Source organism: Butyrivibrio sp. AE3004, assembly GCF_000703165.1.
Classification (GTDB): Bacteria; Bacillota; Clostridia; order Lachnospirales; family Lachnospiraceae; genus Butyrivibrio.
Genome location: NZ_JNLQ01000002.1, coordinates 2,369,340 through 2,390,677 on the forward strand (window position 1 = coordinate 2,369,340; position 21,338 = coordinate 2,390,677).

A 21,338-nucleotide genomic window follows, 5' to 3' on the forward strand; every position below is an offset into this window, starting at 1 on the left:
TCCCTCTCTCCATACAACTTAAATCTGTATTACCAAGCTTTTCCAAGCTGCATAGAAAGCATACCATAAACTTATGATTATGCAAACGTCTGTTATGGCATTTTACGTTTCGCTAATTCCTACGGGTTATCTTTAAGAATGCCCTAATCCACAAAAACTGCGAAATATTATTTTATCGATGTACCCTTTTGTCTTGCAATCCTTGCAAGGTCATCGTATTCCTGTTTTTCGCGATGAGTCCCATAGCCGTAAACACACTTTACCCTGATGTCACCCTCGGGAGTTTTAATCTTCTTTTCATCTCTGTTCAGGATATATCTTTTGCAGATACTTTCTCTGATTCCGATAGTTGTGGTGTATTTAAAAATACTTCTTACAAGATCATCCTTCATGGACTCTCTGCACAGAACAGTCAGCATTATTCCGGGTCTGTTTTTTTTCATGCCTATGGGCGTTGTAAATACATCAACCGCTCCCTCTTCCATAAGACGTTCAGTAGCAAAACCTATCCTCTCCGGAGTCATGTCATCGAGATTGCAGACAAGCTCTGTTATGGTATCCGTAGGCGTGCTGTTGATCTCCTCATCCGAAATGTCCATTGACTGTAATGAACTGCTTTCATCTATACAAAATGCTTTATTTTCGGAAGCACATACATCATCGAAAGCCGTAGTATCTCCAAGCATTACTCTTACACAGTTAGCCTGAGGAAAATCTTTTTTACCCATTCCGTAGCCAATCTTCTCCACACTCATAACAGGCTGAGGACCAAACTTTGTAGCAAAGAATTTGACAATAGCCGCTCCCGTGGGAGTACATAATTCTCCCTTTACATCTTTGCTGTAGCTTGGTATTCCTCTAAGCAAAAAAGCTGTTGCAGGTGCGGGTACCGGCAAAATTCCGTGAGCGCACTTCACCTGTCCGCTTCCCACATGTATAGGTGAAGCGATTACCTTATCCGGTTTTAATTCATGTATAATAAAACAGGTCGCCGCAATATCAGCTACTGCATCCATACTTCCTACTTCGTGGAAATGAATCTCCGAAACTTCCCGCCCGTGAACCTTACTTTCCGCTTCGGCGATAAGTTTGTAGATGTCCATTATATCGGACTTCACTTCATCATCTGCTTTGAGTGAATTTACGATATTTTCAATATCGGTAAGTCCTCTGTGGTGGTGATGTCCATGATGATGGTCAGCGCCGTGATCATGATGATGGTCACTGTCGTGGTCATGAGCATGGTGATGATGACCGCCGTGGTCATGTTCATGCCCATCTACGTCTATGCTTTCCTCTTCCTCACCGTTTACTTTTACCTCAAGATGACTTCCGGTGATTCCGCATTTTTCAGATTTTAATAACGAAAAAGTAACTCCGGGTATTCCCATATCCTCAAGTTTTCTAAGTACCCGTTCCCTATCTTCGCACAGCTCCAGCAACGCTGCACAGAGCATATCTCCCGCTACTCCCATCTTACATTCAATGTATAGTGTCTTCATCCTTTTTCACCTTCATCTCTTCTCTAAGGCCAAGTATCGTTTCTGTATGTTGGTCTGCTTTTTTGAAATCCTCAATAGCATTCCTGAAAATATCCTTTATATCTTTTTGTGTATAATCGCCCCATATTACTTTTGCTCTGCACAGGTAAAACAGAGCTGCATTAGAAGTTATATTTTCAAGATCTGAAAACAAAAGCGCATGTTTTAAGAGCTCCAGAGCGTGATCATGCTCATCGATTATAAGCTGATGAATATCACCGAGAGTCTTTAAATTCAGGCTGCTAAGCATCTGAAGATAATCCTCAGCTCCAACGATAATAACTTTTCCGCCTGTGATTTTAAGCATATCCTTGTAAAATTTCTTCATCACACTGCTGTATTCCACATAGGCGTTAAGCGTAAGCCTGTCTATGGTCATATCATCTGCGATATCTTTTTTGATATTGCCAAGAGTGTTAATCTCATACTCCTCAAGGTTGTTCTTTAGATTCTCAAAATAATCATCAGCAACTTCGAGAAGTCCTGCAATTCTTGCAAAATTCCGCCTCATGCTGTTTGGAATTTCAAGCGGCGTTTTGTAACCAAGGTCATGCTCTATCTCAGCCCATGCATGCTGTAGAATTGTTTTCAGCTGTACCTCGAATTTCAGATCCGTCAGCTCCTTTGGATATCCCATATCCTTTCGGAGGGTACATATCATGTGAAGGGAAATATAACCAAAACTGTCCGGTGATATTTCTTCCCTCTTGTCACTGGAATTTTCTCTGTCAATCTCAAAAAGTCTTCCAACTATTTTTGCAGCCTCATCCACCTGCGACAGGAAATAGCAGATCACTCTGATTCCGAGAATGTCCGTCAGTTCCTCAATTCTCGAGTATTTATTCTGCTTCTCGCTCATCTTTCCCTCGACGGATTCCCAGGTCTTTATCCTATGCGGAAGCTGCATAACATTTATCTTGGACTTTTTCAGCTCCTTTCTCAAAAGGTCAACCGCTATCTTCTCAATCTCCCGATATTTCAAGCACAGCTCGTCATAATTCTGTTTCTGTATCTGTAAGCCAAAATTCATTTACTTTTCCTCTTTATAACTATAGAAAAAGGTACTCTACGATTATCAAACCCTATAGTACCTTTTTTAGTATACAATATTTAATTAAATTGTGCGAAATAGATTTAAATAACCTTAACTTATCACATTGAAAACAGAGCTGAGAAGTTCAGGTTAATAGTATTTATTCCTTAAAAACATCTTCAAGTTTTCCAAAATTATCAAGTTTCATGTCAGAAGAGAAGCTGTCTATGGTAAATCGAAGGATTCTGCTCTCCTCTTCGTCTGTTGTAATAAAGTCGATGTAGCTCTTTAAATCACTTGCATACGGAGTAACCTCCGTGTCCTCTGTCACGTAAAACATGCCGCCTGAATTTGCTGCATCCTCTATATTTCTTGGGTTATAGCGTCCGCTCTCTTTTATTTTTACCCTTGAGCCTGACAGCTTATACTCATTTGCCACGCTTACGGGGAAGCCGTCATCATCGATTTTAAACGCCCCTGTGGGATACATAAAGCAGACCGTTCCATCGATTACATTATTTATGTTCATGAGAAAATAGTCCGGATCAAGCGTCGTGTTGTCAGCGATTGTCATGCTCATATCTCCCTGTTCGGGAACAGGTTCTATACCATCATCCTTTATCTCATAGATAATTCCGTGGAAGCTGACATCTCCCGTGGGAAGATTGAGATACAGATAATTCTTTTTGTTTTTTCTTGCAAGGTAAGCCTCCGGTGCATGTCCGTAATAAGTGGCTTCATAGGTATTGTCCCCCACGATTCCCTTCCAATAAACATCCTCTTCACCCGGGGCCTCATAACATTCCATTCTAAAGGACTTATCCTTTTTTATAAAGTAGTCGGTATTATAATCCAGTCTTGTAAGAGAATTGTCCGGACAGGTTACATAAAAATTACTGATAAGTCCGGGATAATCAGAGACTGCTAGCGTCAGATGATACGCACCCGCCCTGTCATTTACCACATACTCATTTATGAAAATATGTACAAATCCGTTTCCGAGTGCAAAGCATACATCACCGTCATTATCATCTATGGATTCGGAAATACTTTCCTCTGCATTATCATTAAAATCCAGCTTAGGATATTCCTTTTTTAAAAGTGAGACAATAATACCGGGCAGATTTTTCAGATTTTTGAAGGTATCCTTGAAGGTAAGGATTTTACCATTCTCCGCTTCAATATTATAGGTTCTGACAAATGTATTTTCACCGCTCTGCTCCATATCCTCATAGTCGCAGGCTCTTACGTAGAATGATACCACTTCCGTATCATTTCTTGTCACAAAGCAGTCAGCATCATAATACAGTCCCCGGTCAAAGCTCCCCTTTCCAAAGCTTCCCGCACTGCTTCTTGCTTCATCTGCTTCTTTGGAATTAACAGCGTCTATCGTATCTCTAAGTGCATCCTCAGCAGGATATTTAAGGTCATCGGTCTCACCGAAAACATCGTTTCTTCCGATAGTCAGAATTGGAAACTTTATAAAGCCGCTTCCATCCGGGACATTCATGGCCTCAAAATGCTCGGTAACGCTGACTCCTATAACCTCATTTCCCTTGGCACATGCACCCGCAAAAAGTTGTACGAGCAAGTCCTCAGCATCGGGAGGAAGGAAGTTATCGGAATTATCCATTGCATAAATATTTTCACCTGATTCATAGACTACACTTATTGTTGCCCCATAGTCATCGGGAATTCCTTTTATCTCTGAATCAAGTCCATTATATTGGACAATATTATTGTTTTTTATAATCTCCTGAAGTTCCTTCATAAAGCTCTTATCGGCTTCAAATCTTCTCTCATCGGAATCATCATAATCCCACGCAGCAAAAGAACCCTTGACAACATCTCCGTCAAGGTCAGCCTTAAGAGCATATCTCTTGTTACCCATCGTAAGGGTTTCATCTTCATAAAGTGTTGAAAACGCACAGAAAAATGAGGTTATATCAGAGGATTGAATTTCCTTCGGAGCATTGTAATCAGTTCCGTCTCTTACATAACCGTCTCCTAAATCCTCATCATCAAAATCATCACTCAAAGGAGTCTCCTCCTCCTCAATAGCTACGGTTCCTCCGTGTTTTTGGCGCAGACCTCTCCTGTCAAGGAGCTTTAAATTAGCTACCTGATAGAAAATAGCAAAGCATATTCCCAATAATGAAAGCACCGAAACGGCAAGAACCAATCTTTTTTTCATTATCTCACCCAACATTTCCGCAATTTTACAACATAAAATCCATATATAATTATTGTACGAAAAAGGGGTAAATTTACTGCTAAGTAACTATTAGCTTCCTATTAAATGTTTATTAAAAAAATCACTGAAAAATTTATAAAAATAGCTTTATCAAGTCTATTGATGGTTAATCATGGATGCGAGGTAACCTGCCCCGAAACCATTATCGATATTTACAACGCTGACTCCGCTGGCACAGGAATTAAGCATGGATAAAAGTGCTGCTACCCCACCAAAGGAGGCACCGTATCCAACACTTGTCGGAACAGCTATTACAGGGCAGTCAGAAAGGCCACCTATTACGCTTGCAAGCGCACCCTCCATTCCGGCAATTGCAATTATGACTTTTGCTGACATGATATCATCCATATGCCCTAAAAGCCTGTGAAGCCCTGACACTCCCACATCGTATAGACGAACGACCTCGTTTCCGTAAACCTCTGCAGTTTTTGCAGCTTCTTCGGCAACAGGAATATCACTTGTTCCGCCGGTTGCTACAACAATCCTGCCCTTTCCGTCTTTCTTTGGAAGTTCTCCGACAATCCCTATATGACTTAGCTCGTCATAAGTAAAGTCCGGGATATTTTCTTTAAGCAGAGCTGCTGCCTCAGCCTTCATCCTTGTTATGAGCACCGTCTTTTGCCCGTGCTCCCTTAAACTATTTGTAATTCCAAGAATCTGGTCAGGGGTCTTGCCTGCACCGTAGATCACTTCTGCCGCTCCCTGCCTGACTGCCCTGTGATAATCCGGTTTGGCAAAGCCAAGGTCATCAAAAGGAGCTTCCTTTAATTTTATTAATGCTTCTTCTACTGACGTTGAGCCATCTGCCACATTAAGCAGAAGAGTTTCCATTTCTTTTTTATCCATAAATTGTATCTCCGTTTATGTTTTATCATCCGGTAATATTCAAGGTTTCGTTCATACTTCCTGTCCTGTAGCCCTGCAGATCAAGAGCAACATAAGAAAACCCAAGTGCCTTAATTTCTTTTGCTATCCTTGTTCTGATATCATTTTGAAGGATCTTCTCAAATTCATCCTGCATTATTTCTATTCTCGCCATATTCTCATGGACTCTGCATCTTGCCTGCGTAAAACCAAGATCAAAAAGAAGTTCTTCAGCTTTACCTGCCATCTTTATCTTTTCCTCGGTTATCTCCTGTCCGTAGACAAACCTTGTAGCAAGGCAAGCAAAGGAGGGTTTCGACCAGGTCGGAAGGCCCAGTTCTTTTGAAAGAGTCCTTATCTCATCCTTACTTAAATCGGCCTCCTTCAATGGACTTTTTACTTTTAGTTCGGCAATTGCTCTCATCCCCGGCCTGTAGTCACAGACATCATCCGCATTTGACCCCTCTGCTACCACATCTATTCCCAGTTGTTTTGCGCTTTCTATTATAGTTTCAAAGATTACTTTTTTGCATAAATAACATCTGTCCGGCGGATTATTCTTAAAGCCCTCTATGCTCATCTGATCAACATCCACAACTATCTGCTTTATGCCACTTACTTTGCAGAAATCCTCCGACTCCTTATGCTCTCTTTCCGGAAAAGAGACTGACCTGGCAGTTATGGCTACCACATTATCCAAAAGAACGTCCCTTGCCACTTTAAGTAAAAAAGTTGAGTCTACTCCGCCTGAAAAGGCAATTGCAAGTCTGTCATAGTTTCGTATTATGTTTTGTAAATTAATATATTTTTCTTCAAGAGTTCTCATGGTCTTTTCCTGTGTAAAAAAGCCATCAAACACCATAATGGTACCTGATGGCTTGTTTTTCGTTTAATCTTCTCTATTATTCCCCCAAAAGAAAAGTGCAACCGTACCTGGCCCTGTATGACTTCCGATAGTAGTTCCGACATCATACACCCTGATTTTACCTTTCATGGCAGGAATCAGTACTTCAACTTCTTTGATAAGCTTTTCAGCATTCTCCATGCAGGCAGAATGAGATATATAACATTTTCCGTTGTAGCCTGCGCCGCCTTTTGCATTTTCCTGCATTTTAAGAGCAGTGGCGTGAATCACATTATCAATCCCGCGGTATTTTTCTCTGGGAACCAGCTTCCCCTCAAAATCCACATTTAGAAGAGGGCAGATTTTCAGTGCTCCGCCCACAAAACCGGCTGTTTTGGATATACGTCCGCCTCTGACAAAATGAGTAAGGTCAGAGGTAAAAAACCAGTGGTTTAATTCAAGGCGGTGGCCTTTCACCCATTTTTTCAGATCGTCGATACTCATGCCTTCATCCCGCAGGTCACAGACAGTGTCTACAAGAAGTCCGTAGCCCGATGATGCCGCAAGAGAATCGATTATATAAAGTTTTCTGCCGGGATATCTCTCCCTCAGTTCGTTCGCCGCTATATTTGCCGAATTGATCGTTCCCGATATTCCGGAACTTAGTGTCAGATGGAGAATATCCTTTCCTGCCTCCAGGAAAGGTTCAAAATGCCTGATATACTCATCCACATTGATCTGGGATGTCTTTGGCATAGCTCCTTTTGCCATAGCACTGTAAAAATCATTTATCGGAAATTCTCCGTCATCAAGGTACTCCTTTCCATCAATTTCAAAATGGAAACAGGCAACCTTGATATTTCTCTTTACATAATGTTCCAGATTAAGATCACAAGTAGAGCAGCAACTGATAACATAGTCTGGCATACAATTATCCTCATATAAGGAAAAGGCTCTTATTACTCTGTTATTTCAGCAAAAACATAAAGCCTCGCATCGTTTGTACGGAACATGCGTGTATCCTCACCGTAACCTGTTCCGCCATAGTCGGGATTAAGACGGGCACCGCAGCTGTTTAACAGACTACCCGTTGCCACAGCCTCATCTTTTTCACCATGCATCTTGTAATGTCTCGCAATAATACCGTGAATTATTCCATCCTGCTTTACATGAATAGGTGCCATGGTATTTATCAGACTTCCGAAAGCCTTCACATTAATCTTGATCTGGCGGTTTGCGACCTCATATACCTTATCATCCGCAAGTCCCATGGTCTTAAGTGCAAGATAGTCATTGTTTGGTCTGCTCTCCTTTTGGAAAATAAGAGCAACCGCAAGAGACTTATCCTTTGACACAACCATAAAGCGGTATTTATCAAGTCTGTAAAAATCTCCAAACTGGAAGACCTTTCTCCACTGCTTATAAAACTCTACCTGGTCTGCCACCTGCTTTTTCTGCTCATCTGACAGTTCTCCCAGATTAAGCTCGTAGCCAAAGCATCCAAATGCCGCCACTGAAAATCTTGTTTCAAGAGGCACCACATGAAGAGTCTGATGGTTCGGAACAGCCGAAACATGCGCACCCTGCGTGCTTGCAGGATAACCATAGCTGTAACCTCTCTGAATATCCATACGGCATACAGCATCAGTATCATCACTTGCCCAAATCTGCGGGAAGTACGAAAGAATTCCAAGGTCAAATCTGTTACCGCCTGCGGAGCATCCCTCAAACAAAATATCCGGGAATTTCTCCGTAAGTGTCTTCATAACCCTGTAGAGGCCTATATAGTATCTGTGCTGGAATTCCTTCATTCTCTCAGCCGGAAGCTCAAGTGAAAATCTGTCTGAGAAAATTCTGTTCATATCCCATTTAATATATGAGATATTCGCAGATGAAAATACCTTTGAAAGTGCATCAATAATATATTCCTGAACATCTGTCCTTGTCATATCAAGGATCATCTGTGTTCTTCCAACGGAATGATGATGTCCCGGGACCTTTACAGCCCATTCCGGGTGTGCTCTGTAAAGATCGGAATTTTCATTTACCATCTCGGGTTCAACCCAGAGGCCAAATTTCATTCCGAGAGCATTTATCTTTTCAGCAAGTCCCTTTAAACCGTCCGGGAGTTTCTTTGTATTTACAACCCAGTCGCCAAGACCTGCGTGATCGTCGTTTCTTTGTCCAAACCACCCATCATCAAGAACGAAAAGCTCAATCCCTGCCTTTGCTGCTTCCTTTGCAATTCTAAGAAGGCTGTTCTGATTGAAATTAAAATATGTTGCTTCCCAGTTATTGATAAGGATAGGTCGTTCCTTATCGCGCCAGGTGCCGCGCACTATGTGCTTTCTTACAAAATCGTGCATGCTGCGGCTCATTCCGCCAAAGCCTTTTTTTGAATAAGTCATTACAGCTTCCGGTGCTTCAAAGGTTTCGCCGGGCTCTAAGTTCCATTCAAAGCCTACAGGCTGAATACCACTCACAAATCTGCTGAGGAAGGTACCGTTTGATGAAAGTGATGAATAGTGATTACCACTGTAAACCAGGTTAAAGCCATAGCAGTCACCCGCTGTTTCCGTGGTATCAGGCATGCTCAGCATAGTGAAAGGATTGCTTCTGCTGCCTGACTCTCCTGCTGCAAGCTCCTCGTTTACTACTTTACCTGCCTTACATACGGATGAAGTTTCACCCATCTCATCTGCCCATCTTCCGTGGAAGCTTGTTAGTTTAAAGCCTGTCTGCTGGAAATCTATCTGATTTGATAAAAGTCTGTCTATACGGACTTTTTCATTACTGTCGTTTATGAGCTTACTGCTTCTTGTTATAGTATTGCATTCAGGATAAACCTTATATATAAGCTTAAGTCTGATGTCATACTCCCTCTCCTTAAGGGTGATGACAAGCTGTTTTGCGTGATCTGCCATATAAGCAGGAATCACGGCATCCGTTCCCATCTCGGCAACTCCATCTCTTTTTCCGTCATCATAGGAGCAAGGGAGTGTCTCCAGGGGTGTTATCTCATCTGAAATTACTGCGCTTTCAAATAGAAAGTCACAGGTGGTAACTCCGTCCGCATGTGTAAGTTCAACAAAAGGCTCTCTGATGTCACCTTTTCCGAACCCAGACATCTCAAGGGGCATAACCTCAAGACACATGGGATAAACCTCGGGCGAATACACTACCATGTTTCCACCCTCATTTTTATGCTTTATTTCGAGGACCTTAGCCATCTCGGAAAGTACTTCAGACTCTCCTTCCTCGTTTTTAAGAATTTCCTCATACTGAAGCTCAGAAATCAGTGAAGCTCCGTAATGAATGTGTTCTATATGACCTGAAGGCAGCACCTGCATGAAATAGCTGCTATTTTTAGTCTGTAGTAAAAAAATATTGTCCTTCCTTATGATCATCTTACGCAAATTCCTCTCATTATAATGTCTATCATAATTTTCAGGGCATCATCATAGGTTGTGTTACCCTCTATAAGCACATTTGAACTCAAAAACCGCTCAATTGATGCTTCCGTCATGGCTTTTATTACAGGAATAGGAAGAGGTCTTATAACACCCTCTCTGATTCCTTTTTCTATAAGCTCAATCGTATCTTCCCAATCATTTTCAAGTCTGTTCTGAACCTTGATATAAATCTTGGGATATTTGTCCTTAAGCGTGAAAACCTTTCGGAAATCAACGTCTCTGTATTTATCGGGCATGCAAATCATTATACGCTCAATCTGCTCAATTGTTGAGAGAGAAGCGTCATTCATTATCTCCTGTTCCTTCTGCTTGATTGAATCGAAGCAGTAATCTACAAGTGCATCAAAAATTTTCTCCTTGTCATCGAATTCCTTGTATATGGTCTTCTTACTCATATGAAGGTCTCCAGCCACGTCATCCATGGTAAATTTGGATCCCTTTGCTTTGAATTCATCAAGAACCGCTTCTAAAATCTTAACCTTTGTCTCGTTCATGTGGCCTCCATTTGATTATATTTTCTTACTCGTTACGAAAAAGTCCCTCACTGCCTGAAGCAACTCACTCTTTGGCATAGTTTTTAAAAGATAGCCGTTTGGTTTTAGCCCCACCACCTTCATGACGCTCTCCTTGTCTCCCTTTCCGGTGAGAAAGTAGACCGGTATGCCCTGTGTCCTGCCTTCACTTCTTATCATCTCAAGAACCTGTGGCCCTGATGTTACCGGCATCTCGTAATCAAGGAGGATAAGGTCCGGGGTATTTGTCGCAAGATATGTAATAGCCTGCATTCCGGAATTAACGATTGTTACCTTGTATTCCTCATCAAGCCACCCTTTTACAAGCTTCAAAAAAGTCGGGTCATCATCCACAAGCAATATGTTTTTCCTTCTTGAAAGCTCGTCATTGAAAAGGCACAGCTCCCGCATTCTCTCGGTCACCTTTTTTATATCAAGCGGTCTCTCAAATTTCTCTGCTATCAGGTCGCCCGGAATAGTCTTTAATATAATGTCATACTCCGTAGCATCGCCTATCATGCATAGGATTTTCTCATTCTCAACACATATATCCCTCAGGTAAATAAGTGCATCGGGAATTTCATCAACAAAAGGCCCCAGATAAAAGAGAAACACATTCGGTTCCTTCCTGTATTTATCAAGCATATTTACCTTGGGCTCAGTTGGTATAACCTCCAATCCCGCTTCCGTCAGGTTTTTATTTATGGCATTAACCATAAATGTGGACCCACTGCTAATAAGAAGTATTTTGTTGTCCATCCTTTACTCCTGCTTTATTTCATCCCAATCAGCATTAGTGCTACTGTCAAGCACCGGTACATCGTTTTCTCATTAGAAAACTTTTATATTTTCAAAAAGGGAACTGTATGTTCATTTATAGTTTCCATTATATAACTAATCCTGCCCTAATCAAAGCTACATATAGGAAAAAAAAGTATTTTTTACTTTTTATTCTCCTATCATCTGAGAAAGCCTGTCACGCTCAGCCATCACTTTAGTAATAAGCTCTGTGTAATCCATATCAGTTCCCGCACGAAGGAATTCCGTCATCTCACTTGTAGGATCATAAATCGGTGTGAGGGCCAGATTTCCCAACACGCCTTTAAGTGCATGGGCTGCTTCAAAAGCTTCCGGAATTTTCTTTTCATCCAGAAGTTTTTTCAAATCCTCATATCGCGTTCTGTCAAGGGCCTCAGGTATAAGTTCAAGATAGAATTCCTCATCATCAAGGCATCTTGCCATTCCCTCTTTTGTATCCGCCCCAAATTCGTTTAAAATTTCTAAGCTTAGCATAATACCCTCCATAAACACATATTCTTATCTGCATATATATTTACTGTTCCGTTACCCATTATTAAGTGCTTCCTGAACCTCAGCATTTAATTCTTCATTTTCTTTTTCAATCAGTTTTTCAAATTCCTCGGGCGGACATGGCATTGAAAAATAAAAGCCCTGGATCACATCGCAACCCGCATTTTTAAGAAGGTCATACTGCTCCTTCGTTTCCACCCCTTCAGCAACTACCTTGACCTTGAGGAACCTTGCTACATCCAGCATGAGTTCCACCATTTTCATGTCCTTGTTGCCCTCATGAATATTTTTTACAAATTGCATATCAAGTTTCAAAATATCCAAAGGAATTGAGGTTATCATGTTTAGTGATGAATAACCTGTTCCGAAATCATCCATCTCTATTGCAAAGCCTCTTTCCCTCAGAGCCTTAAGGACAGTAATGATCTGGTCAGAATTTTCTGTATAGGCTGACTCCGTGATCTCAAGATTCAACATCCCCGGAGAAATCCAGTTATTCTGCACCACTGTAAAGATTTCCTCCTCAAGATTCGGGACTCCGATATCTACCCTGGAAACATTTACGGAAACAGGAATTTTAATATCATATTTGACAATCCATTCACCCACCTGTTTTGACACTTCATCCCACACATAATGATCAAGTTTATGAATAAGTCCGTTATCCTCAAAAAGCGGAATGAAACTGTCGGGTCGAAGCAGTCCCAGCTCCGGATGCTCCCATCTGACCAGTGCCTCAGCGCTGTAGAGTGAATCCCGCTCTCCCTGTATGGCGTATTTTGGCTGATAAAAAATCTTGAACTGTCTGTTTTTTATACCAGCCTCCATATCGTTCACAAGCCTTAAGTCCAAAGCTTCCTTTTTATGCATGGTATCATCATAAGCAGCCATCTGAATATTGTAATTGCCTCTTATGCTGTTGCAGGCAACCCTTGCTTTATCAAAGCGATGCTCTACAGTAATGTCCATGTCTACGTTTTTATAGATACCCATTCTGAGGTAAACTCTGGAATTATTAAGAATGTATTCAAGTCCTGAACCGATTTCCTTTAACATTTCTTCGGGATCTGATCCGCTTGGTATGTATAAAAGAAACTCATCCGCTCCTCCGCGGCCTGCGATTCCTCCTTTTTCTTTGGCAATCTGCTTTACACTCTCCGCAATCTTGATGAGAACGTCGTCGCCGGCACGCCTCCCCTGAAGCTCGTTTATAAGATGAAATCTGTTTATATTAAAAACTATTGCGTCCATTCCCGATGTCTTATAATGAACATCCCTAAAGTGAGAGTACTCCATGAAAAAGTCGTGCGACAAAAGTCCCGTAAGAGAATCATTCTGTGTCGCATTTATGAGACCTCTTCCCTCTCTTAGTTCTATTGCCCTGTCAATTCTTGCACGCATAACCATAGGATGAGAAAAGGGCTTGGCAATAAAGTCGACTGCTCCAAGCTTGAAGCAGGTTATCTCTGCATCCTTTTCCGAAGTGCATACTATTACAGGTATCTGCTTTAGTATCTTATCCGCCTTCATGAATTCAAGAACCTCATAGCCATCCATATCAGGCATCATAAGATCCAGCAAAACAAGAGAAATCTCGTCACTGTATTCTCTTAACATCTCGATAGTTGCAACTCCGTCAACCGCAAAAATGGTGTCATAGTTATCCTTAACTATATTCTCCAGCATTTTTCTGTTTATAGGCTCATCCTCAACTATCAGTATCTTTCTTCTGACTTTAAGCTGACCATCCATAGTAAATCCCCCATAAGACTCCATAATAAAAAAGCCTGAATATAGTACTATTCTATCATTTATTAGTTTCCAATAATGCAAGTAACTTATGAAAGTTATATTAATTTTTTGTGTACTAAGTTTCTCAAAAAAGGATTTTGAAAATAAGAACAAATAGTTTCTTTGCAACTCTTTGCGTGCTGGTTCGATTGCTTAAAGAACTAAAAAAGACCACCGCACAAGTGCGGCAGTCCTTAATCAAAGCCATTATCAGTCAAAGCAGTCCTCTCCGAATCTCACACGGGCGTAGGCTTTTATGGCTTCAACGCATTTTTCAAAGCCAAGCTTTCCGCTGTCCAGGCAAAGATCGTAGTTCAAAGCATCCGTCCAGTTTTTTCCGGTATGGAATTTGTAATAATCGGAACGTCCCTTATCTATCTGGGCTATGAACTTTTCGAGTTCCTTGCCGGTAAGACTCTGTACCTTACCTGCCTCTTGCATCAAAAAGTCCTGATCTGCGTGAACAAATACTCTTAGTGCATTGTCATAGTCCTTTAAAACAAAATCTGCGCATCTGCCCACAATGACACAGGGCTCGCCCTTTTCAGCAAGGTATTTGATCGCAGCCGCCTGATAGCCGAAAATACTCTCTCTCGACGTCAGGTCGGACTCACTTACATTCCCATCATAGACAGTGGATTTAAATGAGATTTTATCCTTCCATTTTTTCTTCACCTTTTCATCCGAATCAACAAAAAGACTCTCATTGATTCCGCTGAGCTCAGAAGCGACCTTGGAAAGTTCCTTGTCATAATAGTGTATGCCGAGTTCATCTGCGAGCATTTTACCTACTGTCCTTCCGCCGCTTCCATATTGCCTTGCGATAGTGATGACAATATTCTTCATGGTATTTCCCTTCTCTCATTTTATAGTTTTGATTTTTATATTTTTTTCTCGTTATTCTCCGAGATATGCCTTTCTGATTGCTTCATCATTAAGAAGGTCATCGGCAATGCCTTCCTTTACGATGCTTCCTGTTTCAAGAACATAAGCTCTGTCCGCTATTGTCAGTGCTTTTCTGGCATTCTGCTCAACAAGAAGAACTGTCACACCGTCCTTGTTAACATCTTCAATAATACTGAAAATCTCATTTACAAAAATAGGTGAAAGTCCCATGGAAGGTTCGTCCATCAAAATAATATCGGGATGTGACATAAGCGCACGCCCCATTGCAAGCATCTGCTGCTCTCCACCCGAAAGAGTTCCTGCGAACTGATTCTTTCTCTCTTCAAGTCTTGGAAATCTCTTATATACCATTTCAAGAGTAGACTGAAATTCAGCAGCATCCTTTCTTGTATAGGCTCCCATCTTAAGATTCTGAAGAACTGTCATATCCGCAAATACTCTTCTTCCCTCAGGAACCTGCGCCATTCCAAAAGATACTATTTTATGTCCGGGTGTACGTGTCAGGTCGTGATTATAGTACATAATCTCGCCGCTCTCCGGTTTTATCAGTCCTGAAAGCGTATGCAGTGTTGTTGTTTTGCCTGCTCCGTTTGCACCTATAAGTGCTACTATTTCTCCTTTATCCACATGAAAGGAGATGCCTTTTAAGGCTTTGATCACGCCGTAATTGACGCTTAAATTTTTTACATCTAAAAGTGCCATATATGCTCCTACAATTTTTTAAACCGCCGGTTCATTTTATTACTCACCAAGGTAAGCTGCGATAACTTCAGGGTCTGCAAGAACTTCCTTTGTCTCACCCTGCTTTAAGACTCTGCCAAAATTAAGTACAGTAAGTTTCTCACAGATTCCTGAAACCAGCTTCATATCATGCTCGATAAGTAAGATGGTCATATTAAATTCCCTGCGAACCAGTGCTATTGTGTCCATCAGCTCAGCTGTTTCGTTCGGATTCATTCCTGCTGCCGGTTCATCCAAAAGAAGGAGCTTTGGTGATGTTGCCATCGCTCTTGCAATCTCAAGCTTTCTCTGCTTTCCGTAGGGAAGATTGCTTGCAAGGACATCCCTCTCTTTATCCAGGTCAAATACCTTAAGGAGCTTCATGGCTTCCTCATCTACCTGTTTTTCAACGCTTCTGTACCTGCCCACATGAAGAATTCCCTCAAGTGTACTGTAACGAAAACGTTCAGTAAGTCCCACCTTAACGTTGTCGATAACCGACATCTGATGGAAAAGTCGTATATTCTGAAAAGTACGTGCGATTCCCGCATGGTTTATTTTTATAGTGTTATCTCTTGTAATGTCCTGTCCGTCAAGCTTGATTTTGCCTTCGTTTGGCTTATAAACACCTGTCAAAAGATTAAATACTGTGGTTTTTCCGGCACCGTTGGGTCCGATAAGACCGTACAGTTCGCCTTTTTCAATTTTTATTCCAAAGTCATCCACCGCACGGAGTCCGCCAAATGAAATGCTGAGGTTATTAACTTCAAGTAATGCCATGGCTTATCTCCTTTCCCTTAATCTTGCAACCAGCTTCTTCCTGGCATCAATGACACCGGGTGACCAGTTGAAGATCATCATAACTATAAGTACAACCGCATAGATGAGCATACGGTAGTTGTTAAGTCCTCTGAGGAGCTCCGGCAGCATATACAGTATTACCGCAGCAATAACAGAACCTCTGATGTTTCCGATACCACCAAGCACCACATATACAAGAATCATGATTGAAGCATTATAGCCAAAATACTGTGACGCTGCTGTGAGTGAAGTTATATTATGTGAAAAAAGAACGCCTGCCGCACCTGCTATTGCAGCCGATATAGTAAATGCCATCATCTTATATCCTGTGACATTAATACCGGTTGCTTCAGCAGCTATGCTGTTATCACGAACTGCCATGATAGCACGACCGTCCCTTGAATTTACAAGATTAAGTACCACAAAAAGTGAGATCAGAAGAACCACAACCGCAATAGTAAAATTGGAATCATGCGGAGTTCCTGTAATACCCATGGCTCCGTTAATGATTATTTCACCGTCAGGCTCAAGTCCAAGTTCCATGGAGCTCTTGAGCGATATATGAAGTCCCTTGGAATCAACACCAAGGTAAATTGCATTTATAACATTTTTGATGATCTCGCCAAATGCCAGTGTGACAATAGCAAGATAGTCACCTTTAAGTCGAAGAACCGGAATACCGATAAGGAATCCGAAAAGTGCCGCAAATGCGATACCTATTATAAATGCCAGGAAAAATCTGGGTGCTGTCGGTAGTATATTCTCAGTAACCCTTGAAAAAAAGGCACTGAAAAATGCACCGATACACATAAATCCGCAGTGTCCGATACTGAGCTCTCCCAGTATTCCGACGCACAGATTAAGGGCAACCGCAATTACCGCATAATATGTCATGGGAACAAGAAGTCCCTTCATATGGCTGGAGAGATTGCCGGTTTTTATTAAAATCTCCATTATGATATATGCCGCTATCACTATTCCATAGGTGATAAGCTGATCTTTCATTAGTTTTTTATTCATCTTTACACCTTTTCCATTATTTTCTTGCCAAGGATACCTGTAGGCTTAACGAGTAACACGATTACCAGAATGCCGAACACAATGGCATCTGACAGCTGTGATGAAATGTAAGTCTTACTTAAGATTTCTATAATACCGAGCACAAGACCTCCGATCATTGCTCCGGGAATAGAACCTATTCCTCCAAGTACTGCCGCAACGAATGCCTTGATACCGGGCATAGCACCTGTGTAAGGTGAAAGTGAAGGATATGCCGAGCAGAGAAGTGCTCCTGCTATAGCGGCAAGTGCAGAACCTATGGCAAATGTAAGTGCTATGGTCTTGTTCACATTTATACCCATAAGTGTCGCAGCGCCCCTGTCCTCAGCAACAGCCAGCATCGCCTGTCCTTCCTTGGTTTTATGAATGAAAAGCTGAAGAGCTACCAGAATTACAAGGCTGACGACAATTGTTACTATGGTAACTCCCTGAATTTTCAGAGCGCCGTCGCCGAAAGATAAACCGTTCCATTTAACAACAGAGGAAAATGATTTGATATCAGCACCAAAAATGAGAAGCGCAAGATTTTCCAGAAAATAACTTACACCAATCGCCGTGATAAGAACTGCCAGCGGTGAAGCTGCTCCTCTTAATGGCCTGTAGGCAACCTTCTCAGTGGTGACACCAAGAATTGTACATAGAATGATGGCCATGATTATTCCCACAAACGTATTTCCACTCAGTGTGGAACATATGGTAAAAATCACGTAACATCCGACCATGATGAAATCACCATGTGCAAAGTTAAGCATTTTAGCAATTCCGTAGACCATTGTATAACCAAGAGCAATTATCGCATAAATACTGCCAAGGCTAAGACCATTGATCAGGTAGGTTAAAAAGCTCATACATATTCCTCCAAAAAACTAAATTCAAATTCTATAAAATATTTTACAACAAAATATTGTGTTGTAGTTAAAAAACTGCGAGGGGTGCCGAATTTTCAGCATCCCTCGCCGATAGTACATTATTATTTGTTTGATTGTTATCAGTCGGCTGATACGTATGCGCCATCTTTGATAACTACAGCCTTAGGCTCTTTGTTGGGCTCGCCGTTTGCTTCCCATGTCATCTTTGCGGATGTAAGACCTGATGCCTCGATCTCTGTCATAGCACCTTTTACTGCTTCGCAGATATCGCTAATGCTCATATCAGGTGTAACGCCCTTAGATTCGATAGCCTGCTTTACAATGTAAACTGCATCGTAAGCATCAGCTGCAAACTGGTTAGGAACTTCACCATATTTTTCCTGATAATTCTTTACAAAGTTTACTGTAAGATCATCTGTTGCATCAGCTGCGAAAGGTGTAAGGAGCATAAGTCCCTCAGCAAGTGATGTATCGAAGTTCTCAACTGTAAGGATACCGTCCATACCGTCTACTCCGAAGAATACAGGCTTGTAACCCATTGTATCGGCCTGTGTAAGGATAAGTGATGCATCCTTATAGTAGATAGGAAGGAATACAAGGTCAGCGCCTGCATCCTTAGCCTTCTGAAGCTGAACTGAGAAGTCTGTATTATTGTCAGCTGTGAAAGCCTCAGCAGAAACTACTTCATAATTCTTACCCTCTGACTCCTGTACAAACTTCTGGTAGATACCGCTTGAATATACATCTGAGCTGTCATAGATGATACCAACCTTTGTAGCAAGGCTGTGATCATTAATATACTGAGCTGAAGCAATACCCTGGTTAGGATCTGAGAAGCATACACGGAATACGTTATCATATTTCACACAATCCTCTGCAGAACCTGAAGGTGTGATCTGGAACATGTTGTCCTCTTTTGTATACTCGGAAACCGCAATTGAGCAGGCACTTGTTGTTGAACCTACAAGAATCTGCATTCCCCAGTCCTTAAGAGTATTGTATGCATTTACGGATTTCTCTGCATTAAGTTCATCATCTTCCTTGCTGTACTCAACCTTGTATCCATTGATACCGCCTGCCTCGTTAATTTCAGCAACCGCAAGCTCAGCTGCATTACAAACTGCATTACCGTATGCTGCTGCACCGCCTGTAAGAGGTCCGATCGCACCAATCTTGAACACTCCGCCTTCACTTGCTGCAGACTCAGTAGCCTCTGCTGCCGTATTATCTCCTGTTGTCTCAGTTGCACCATTGCCACCGCAACCTGCAATTGTTCCTGCAAGCAGAGCAGATGCTGCTAACATACTAACTACACTTTTAAGCTTCTTCATAATGTCTCCTCCTTCATAATTGAATCGCTTTGCGAAAGATTCTTGTACCATGCTTATACATGTATACAATGTAGTTATTTAAAACTTTACAGTAATAAAGTCATCTTGTCAATAACTATAGTTTTGCCCACTATCGAATCATAGCTACCGCTTCCTGCACCGAAGATACTCCGATTATCCTTATATCCTTAAAGGAACCTTTTAACTTTCCTTCCGCACTCTTTGGGACTATGCAGGTTTTAAATCCGAGTCTTGCTGCTTCTGACACTCTTACATCAGGCATATTGACCGATCTCACCTCTCCGGACAAGCCGACTTCCCCAAAGGCAATAACATCATCGGGTATCGGTCTGTTTCTGAAGCTTGAAACTATTGCCATACACATTGAAAGATCAAGTGCAGGTTCTATCAGCTTCATTCCGCCGGCCAAATTTATGTAGCAATCGTAAGATGACAATTCTAAACCCACCCTTTTTTCAAGTACTGCCATAAGGAGATTTACACGGTTATAATCTGTTCCGTTAGCCTGGCGCCTCGGAAAGTTGAAATTAGTATGACTTACAAGTGCCTGAATTTCTATAAGTATCGGTCTTGTTCCTTCTATTGAGCAGGTCACAACCGAACCACTTGCATTCTCAGGTTTTCCCTCAAGCATGAATTCTGAAGGATTCTCAACCTCGGTAAGTCCCTCCTGTCTCATTTCAAATACACCGATCTCATTGGTTGAACCGAATCTGTTTTTCACAGCTCTCAGTATTCTGTAGGAGGCATGCCTGTCTCCTTCAAAGTAAAGCACCGTATCCACCATATGCTCTAAAACCCTGGGTCCTGCAACAGTTCCTTCCTTTGTAACATGGCCTACTATGAAAACAGAAATTCCAAGCTGCTTTGCTATTCTCATCAAAACAGCGGTTGATTCTCTTACCTGTGAGACACTGCCCGGTGCTGAGCTTACATTTTCATTAAACATCGTCTGAATGGAGTCAATAATAACAACCTCAGGAGAATGTCTTCTTATTATCTCTTCGATAGTTCCTAGGTCCGTCTCGCAAAAAAGTGTCATGTCATCGGTAAAATCACCAATTCTGTTTGCACGTAGCTTTATCTGCTGAAGCGATTCCTCTCCCGATATGTATAGAACTTTTCTCTTGTCTTTGGCAAGAAGCCTTGCTGTCTGGAGAAGCAGCGTTGATTTACCGATTCCCGGATCTCCGCCTACAAGTGTAAGCGACCCTTTAACAAGACCTCCTCCAAGTACACGGTTTAGTTCTCCAATATGTGTATCGTATCTGTCCTCTTCATTTATAGTTATTTCTGAAAGCTTCAGCGGTTTACTCTGAGCATCTCCGGAATTTCCGAACGTTCCAAGACCTGAAGACTTTACAGTCTTTCCGGATTTACTCATTACGGAAGGCTTTATGGTTTCCTCCACAAAAGAGTTCCATTCCCTGCATCCCGGACATTGTCCCATCCACTTTGCAGACTCATATCCGCAGCTTTGACAGTAGAATACTGTTTTTATCTTTGTCGCCATTTTTTACCTCATCAAATCTAATAAGAGGGCTGACAAGCAGCCCTCTTTGATATATTTATTTATGAATTTCTACTTTGGATGGAGCAGTTCCAAGCGGCACGCTAAAGCTTAGCTTTCCACCGACTCCTGTCTTCATCGGTCCTATATTCTTGCCATCCACAAGAACGTGATATTCAGCGTTATCCTCAAGACCGACTGTAATCTGTGCATCTCCCGGTCCTTCAACCTCAAAAGCAATTCCTTTATCGCTTTCTTTAAAGTGTGTAACCGTTGTCCCCGGAACAGATTCGTATAGGAACATCTCATTTTGTTCAAGCTTGGTAATGTCTTTAAAAGTCTTGACCTTAAGCACATTTCCTTCATGCTTAAAGTTATCAAGCTTACTTTTCTCGGATAACTCATAATTACCAAAGCTTATAGTCCCATCAGATTCCGCTCTCAGTAACTGCTCTACGACAGCCATTTTCTACCTCCTAAATTTTGCAATATGACTTT

Annotated in this window: 19 protein-coding genes; all 19 read right to left on the reverse strand. The window is 41.6% G+C overall.

The features are described 5' to 3' along the window. Positions 1-167: 167 nt before the first annotated feature. Positions 168-1,502 carry a nickel pincer cofactor biosynthesis protein LarC gene (larC, locus tag BV60_RS0113185; RefSeq protein ID WP_029322481.1) on the reverse strand — a complete coding sequence of 445 codons (1,335 nt, stop codon included), beginning with the start codon at positions 1,500-1,502 and terminating at the stop codon, positions 168-170. Further along, entirely contained in the window at positions 1,483-2,571 is a 1,089-nt protein-coding gene (locus tag BV60_RS0113190) for a GTP pyrophosphokinase (RefSeq protein ID WP_051656722.1), read from the reverse strand. Before BV60_RS0113190 ends, larC begins: the two co-directional genes overlap by 20 nt. Before the next feature lie 163 nt (positions 2,572-2,734). Further along, on the reverse strand, positions 2,735-4,768 hold the full coding sequence (locus BV60_RS0113195; protein WP_029322484.1) for a hypothetical protein: 2,034 nt from the start codon (positions 4,766-4,768) through the stop codon (positions 2,735-2,737). Positions 4,769-4,924: 156 nt separating this feature from the next. Continuing rightward, positions 4,925-5,674 carry a nickel pincer cofactor biosynthesis protein LarB gene (gene larB, locus BV60_RS0113200; protein ID WP_029322486.1) on the reverse strand — a complete coding sequence of 250 codons (750 nt, stop codon included), beginning with the start codon at positions 5,672-5,674 and terminating at the stop codon, positions 4,925-4,927. A 25-nt stretch (positions 5,675-5,699) separates the two neighbouring features. Continuing rightward, positions 5,700-6,554, reverse strand: coding sequence for an ATP-dependent sacrificial sulfur transferase LarE (larE, locus tag BV60_RS0113205; protein ID WP_242840982.1), 855 nt, complete (start codon positions 6,552-6,554; stop codon positions 5,700-5,702). Positions 6,555-6,581: 27 nt separating this feature from the next. Further along, positions 6,582-7,463, reverse strand: a complete 882-nt coding sequence (locus BV60_RS0113210) for a DegV family protein (RefSeq protein ID WP_029322488.1) — start codon at positions 7,461-7,463, stop codon at positions 6,582-6,584. Between the two features lie 32 nt (positions 7,464-7,495). Then, positions 7,496-9,943 carry an alpha-galactosidase gene (locus BV60_RS0113215; protein ID WP_029322489.1) on the reverse strand — a complete coding sequence of 816 codons (2,448 nt, stop codon included), beginning with the start codon at positions 9,941-9,943 and terminating at the stop codon, positions 7,496-7,498. After that, positions 9,940-10,503, reverse strand: a complete 564-nt coding sequence (locus tag BV60_RS0113220) for a TetR/AcrR family transcriptional regulator (RefSeq protein WP_029322491.1) — start codon at positions 10,501-10,503, stop codon at positions 9,940-9,942. The genes BV60_RS0113215 and BV60_RS0113220 overlap by 4 nt, the downstream gene beginning before the upstream one ends. Before the next feature lie 15 nt (positions 10,504-10,518). Further along, positions 10,519-11,280, reverse strand: a complete 762-nt coding sequence (locus BV60_RS0113225; protein ID WP_029322492.1) for a response regulator — start codon at positions 11,278-11,280, stop codon at positions 10,519-10,521. 189 nt (positions 11,281-11,469) lie between these two features. After that, a complete protein-coding gene (locus tag BV60_RS21175; RefSeq protein WP_051656723.1) occupies positions 11,470-11,814 on the reverse strand; it encodes an Hpt domain-containing protein in 345 nt (114 codons plus the stop codon). A 51-nt stretch (positions 11,815-11,865) separates the two neighbouring features. Continuing rightward, on the reverse strand, positions 11,866-13,584 hold the full coding sequence (locus BV60_RS0113235) for a two-component system response regulator (RefSeq protein WP_051656724.1): 1,719 nt from the start codon (positions 13,582-13,584) through the stop codon (positions 11,866-11,868). Positions 13,585-13,833: 249 nt separating this feature from the next. Then, the gene (locus BV60_RS0113240; protein WP_029322494.1) at positions 13,834-14,469 is read right to left on the reverse strand and encodes a cytidylate kinase-like family protein; all 636 of its coding nucleotides are present in this window, start codon (positions 14,467-14,469) and stop codon (positions 13,834-13,836) included. Positions 14,470-14,520: 51 nt separating this feature from the next. Further along, positions 14,521-15,231: an ABC transporter ATP-binding protein gene (locus tag BV60_RS0113245; protein WP_029322495.1), complete on the reverse strand. Its 711-nt coding sequence runs from the start codon at positions 15,229-15,231 to the stop codon at positions 14,521-14,523. Positions 15,232-15,270: 39 nt separating this feature from the next. After that, positions 15,271-16,029, reverse strand: a complete 759-nt coding sequence (locus BV60_RS0113250; protein ID WP_029322496.1) for an ABC transporter ATP-binding protein — start codon at positions 16,027-16,029, stop codon at positions 15,271-15,273. A 3-nt stretch (positions 16,030-16,032) separates the two neighbouring features. Further along, the gene (locus BV60_RS0113255; protein WP_029322498.1) at positions 16,033-17,070 is read right to left on the reverse strand and encodes a branched-chain amino acid ABC transporter permease; all 1,038 of its coding nucleotides are present in this window, start codon (positions 17,068-17,070) and stop codon (positions 16,033-16,035) included. Between the two features lie 2 nt (positions 17,071-17,072). After that, on the reverse strand, positions 17,073-17,957 hold the full coding sequence (locus BV60_RS0113260; RefSeq protein WP_029322501.1) for a branched-chain amino acid ABC transporter permease: 885 nt from the start codon (positions 17,955-17,957) through the stop codon (positions 17,073-17,075). Positions 17,958-18,097: 140 nt separating this feature from the next. After that, on the reverse strand, positions 18,098-19,309 hold the full coding sequence (locus tag BV60_RS0113265; protein WP_051656725.1) for an ABC transporter substrate-binding protein: 1,212 nt from the start codon (positions 19,307-19,309) through the stop codon (positions 18,098-18,100). A gap of 130 nt (positions 19,310-19,439) precedes the next feature. After that, positions 19,440-20,843: a DNA repair protein RadA gene (gene radA / locus BV60_RS0113270; protein ID WP_029322504.1), complete on the reverse strand. Its 1,404-nt coding sequence runs from the start codon at positions 20,841-20,843 to the stop codon at positions 19,440-19,442. A 55-nt stretch (positions 20,844-20,898) separates the two neighbouring features. Next, positions 20,899-21,306 (reverse strand): hypothetical protein, encoded by a 408-nt coding sequence (locus BV60_RS0113275; protein WP_029322506.1) that lies wholly within the window; start codon positions 21,304-21,306, stop codon positions 20,899-20,901. Positions 21,307-21,338: the final 32 nt, after the last annotated feature.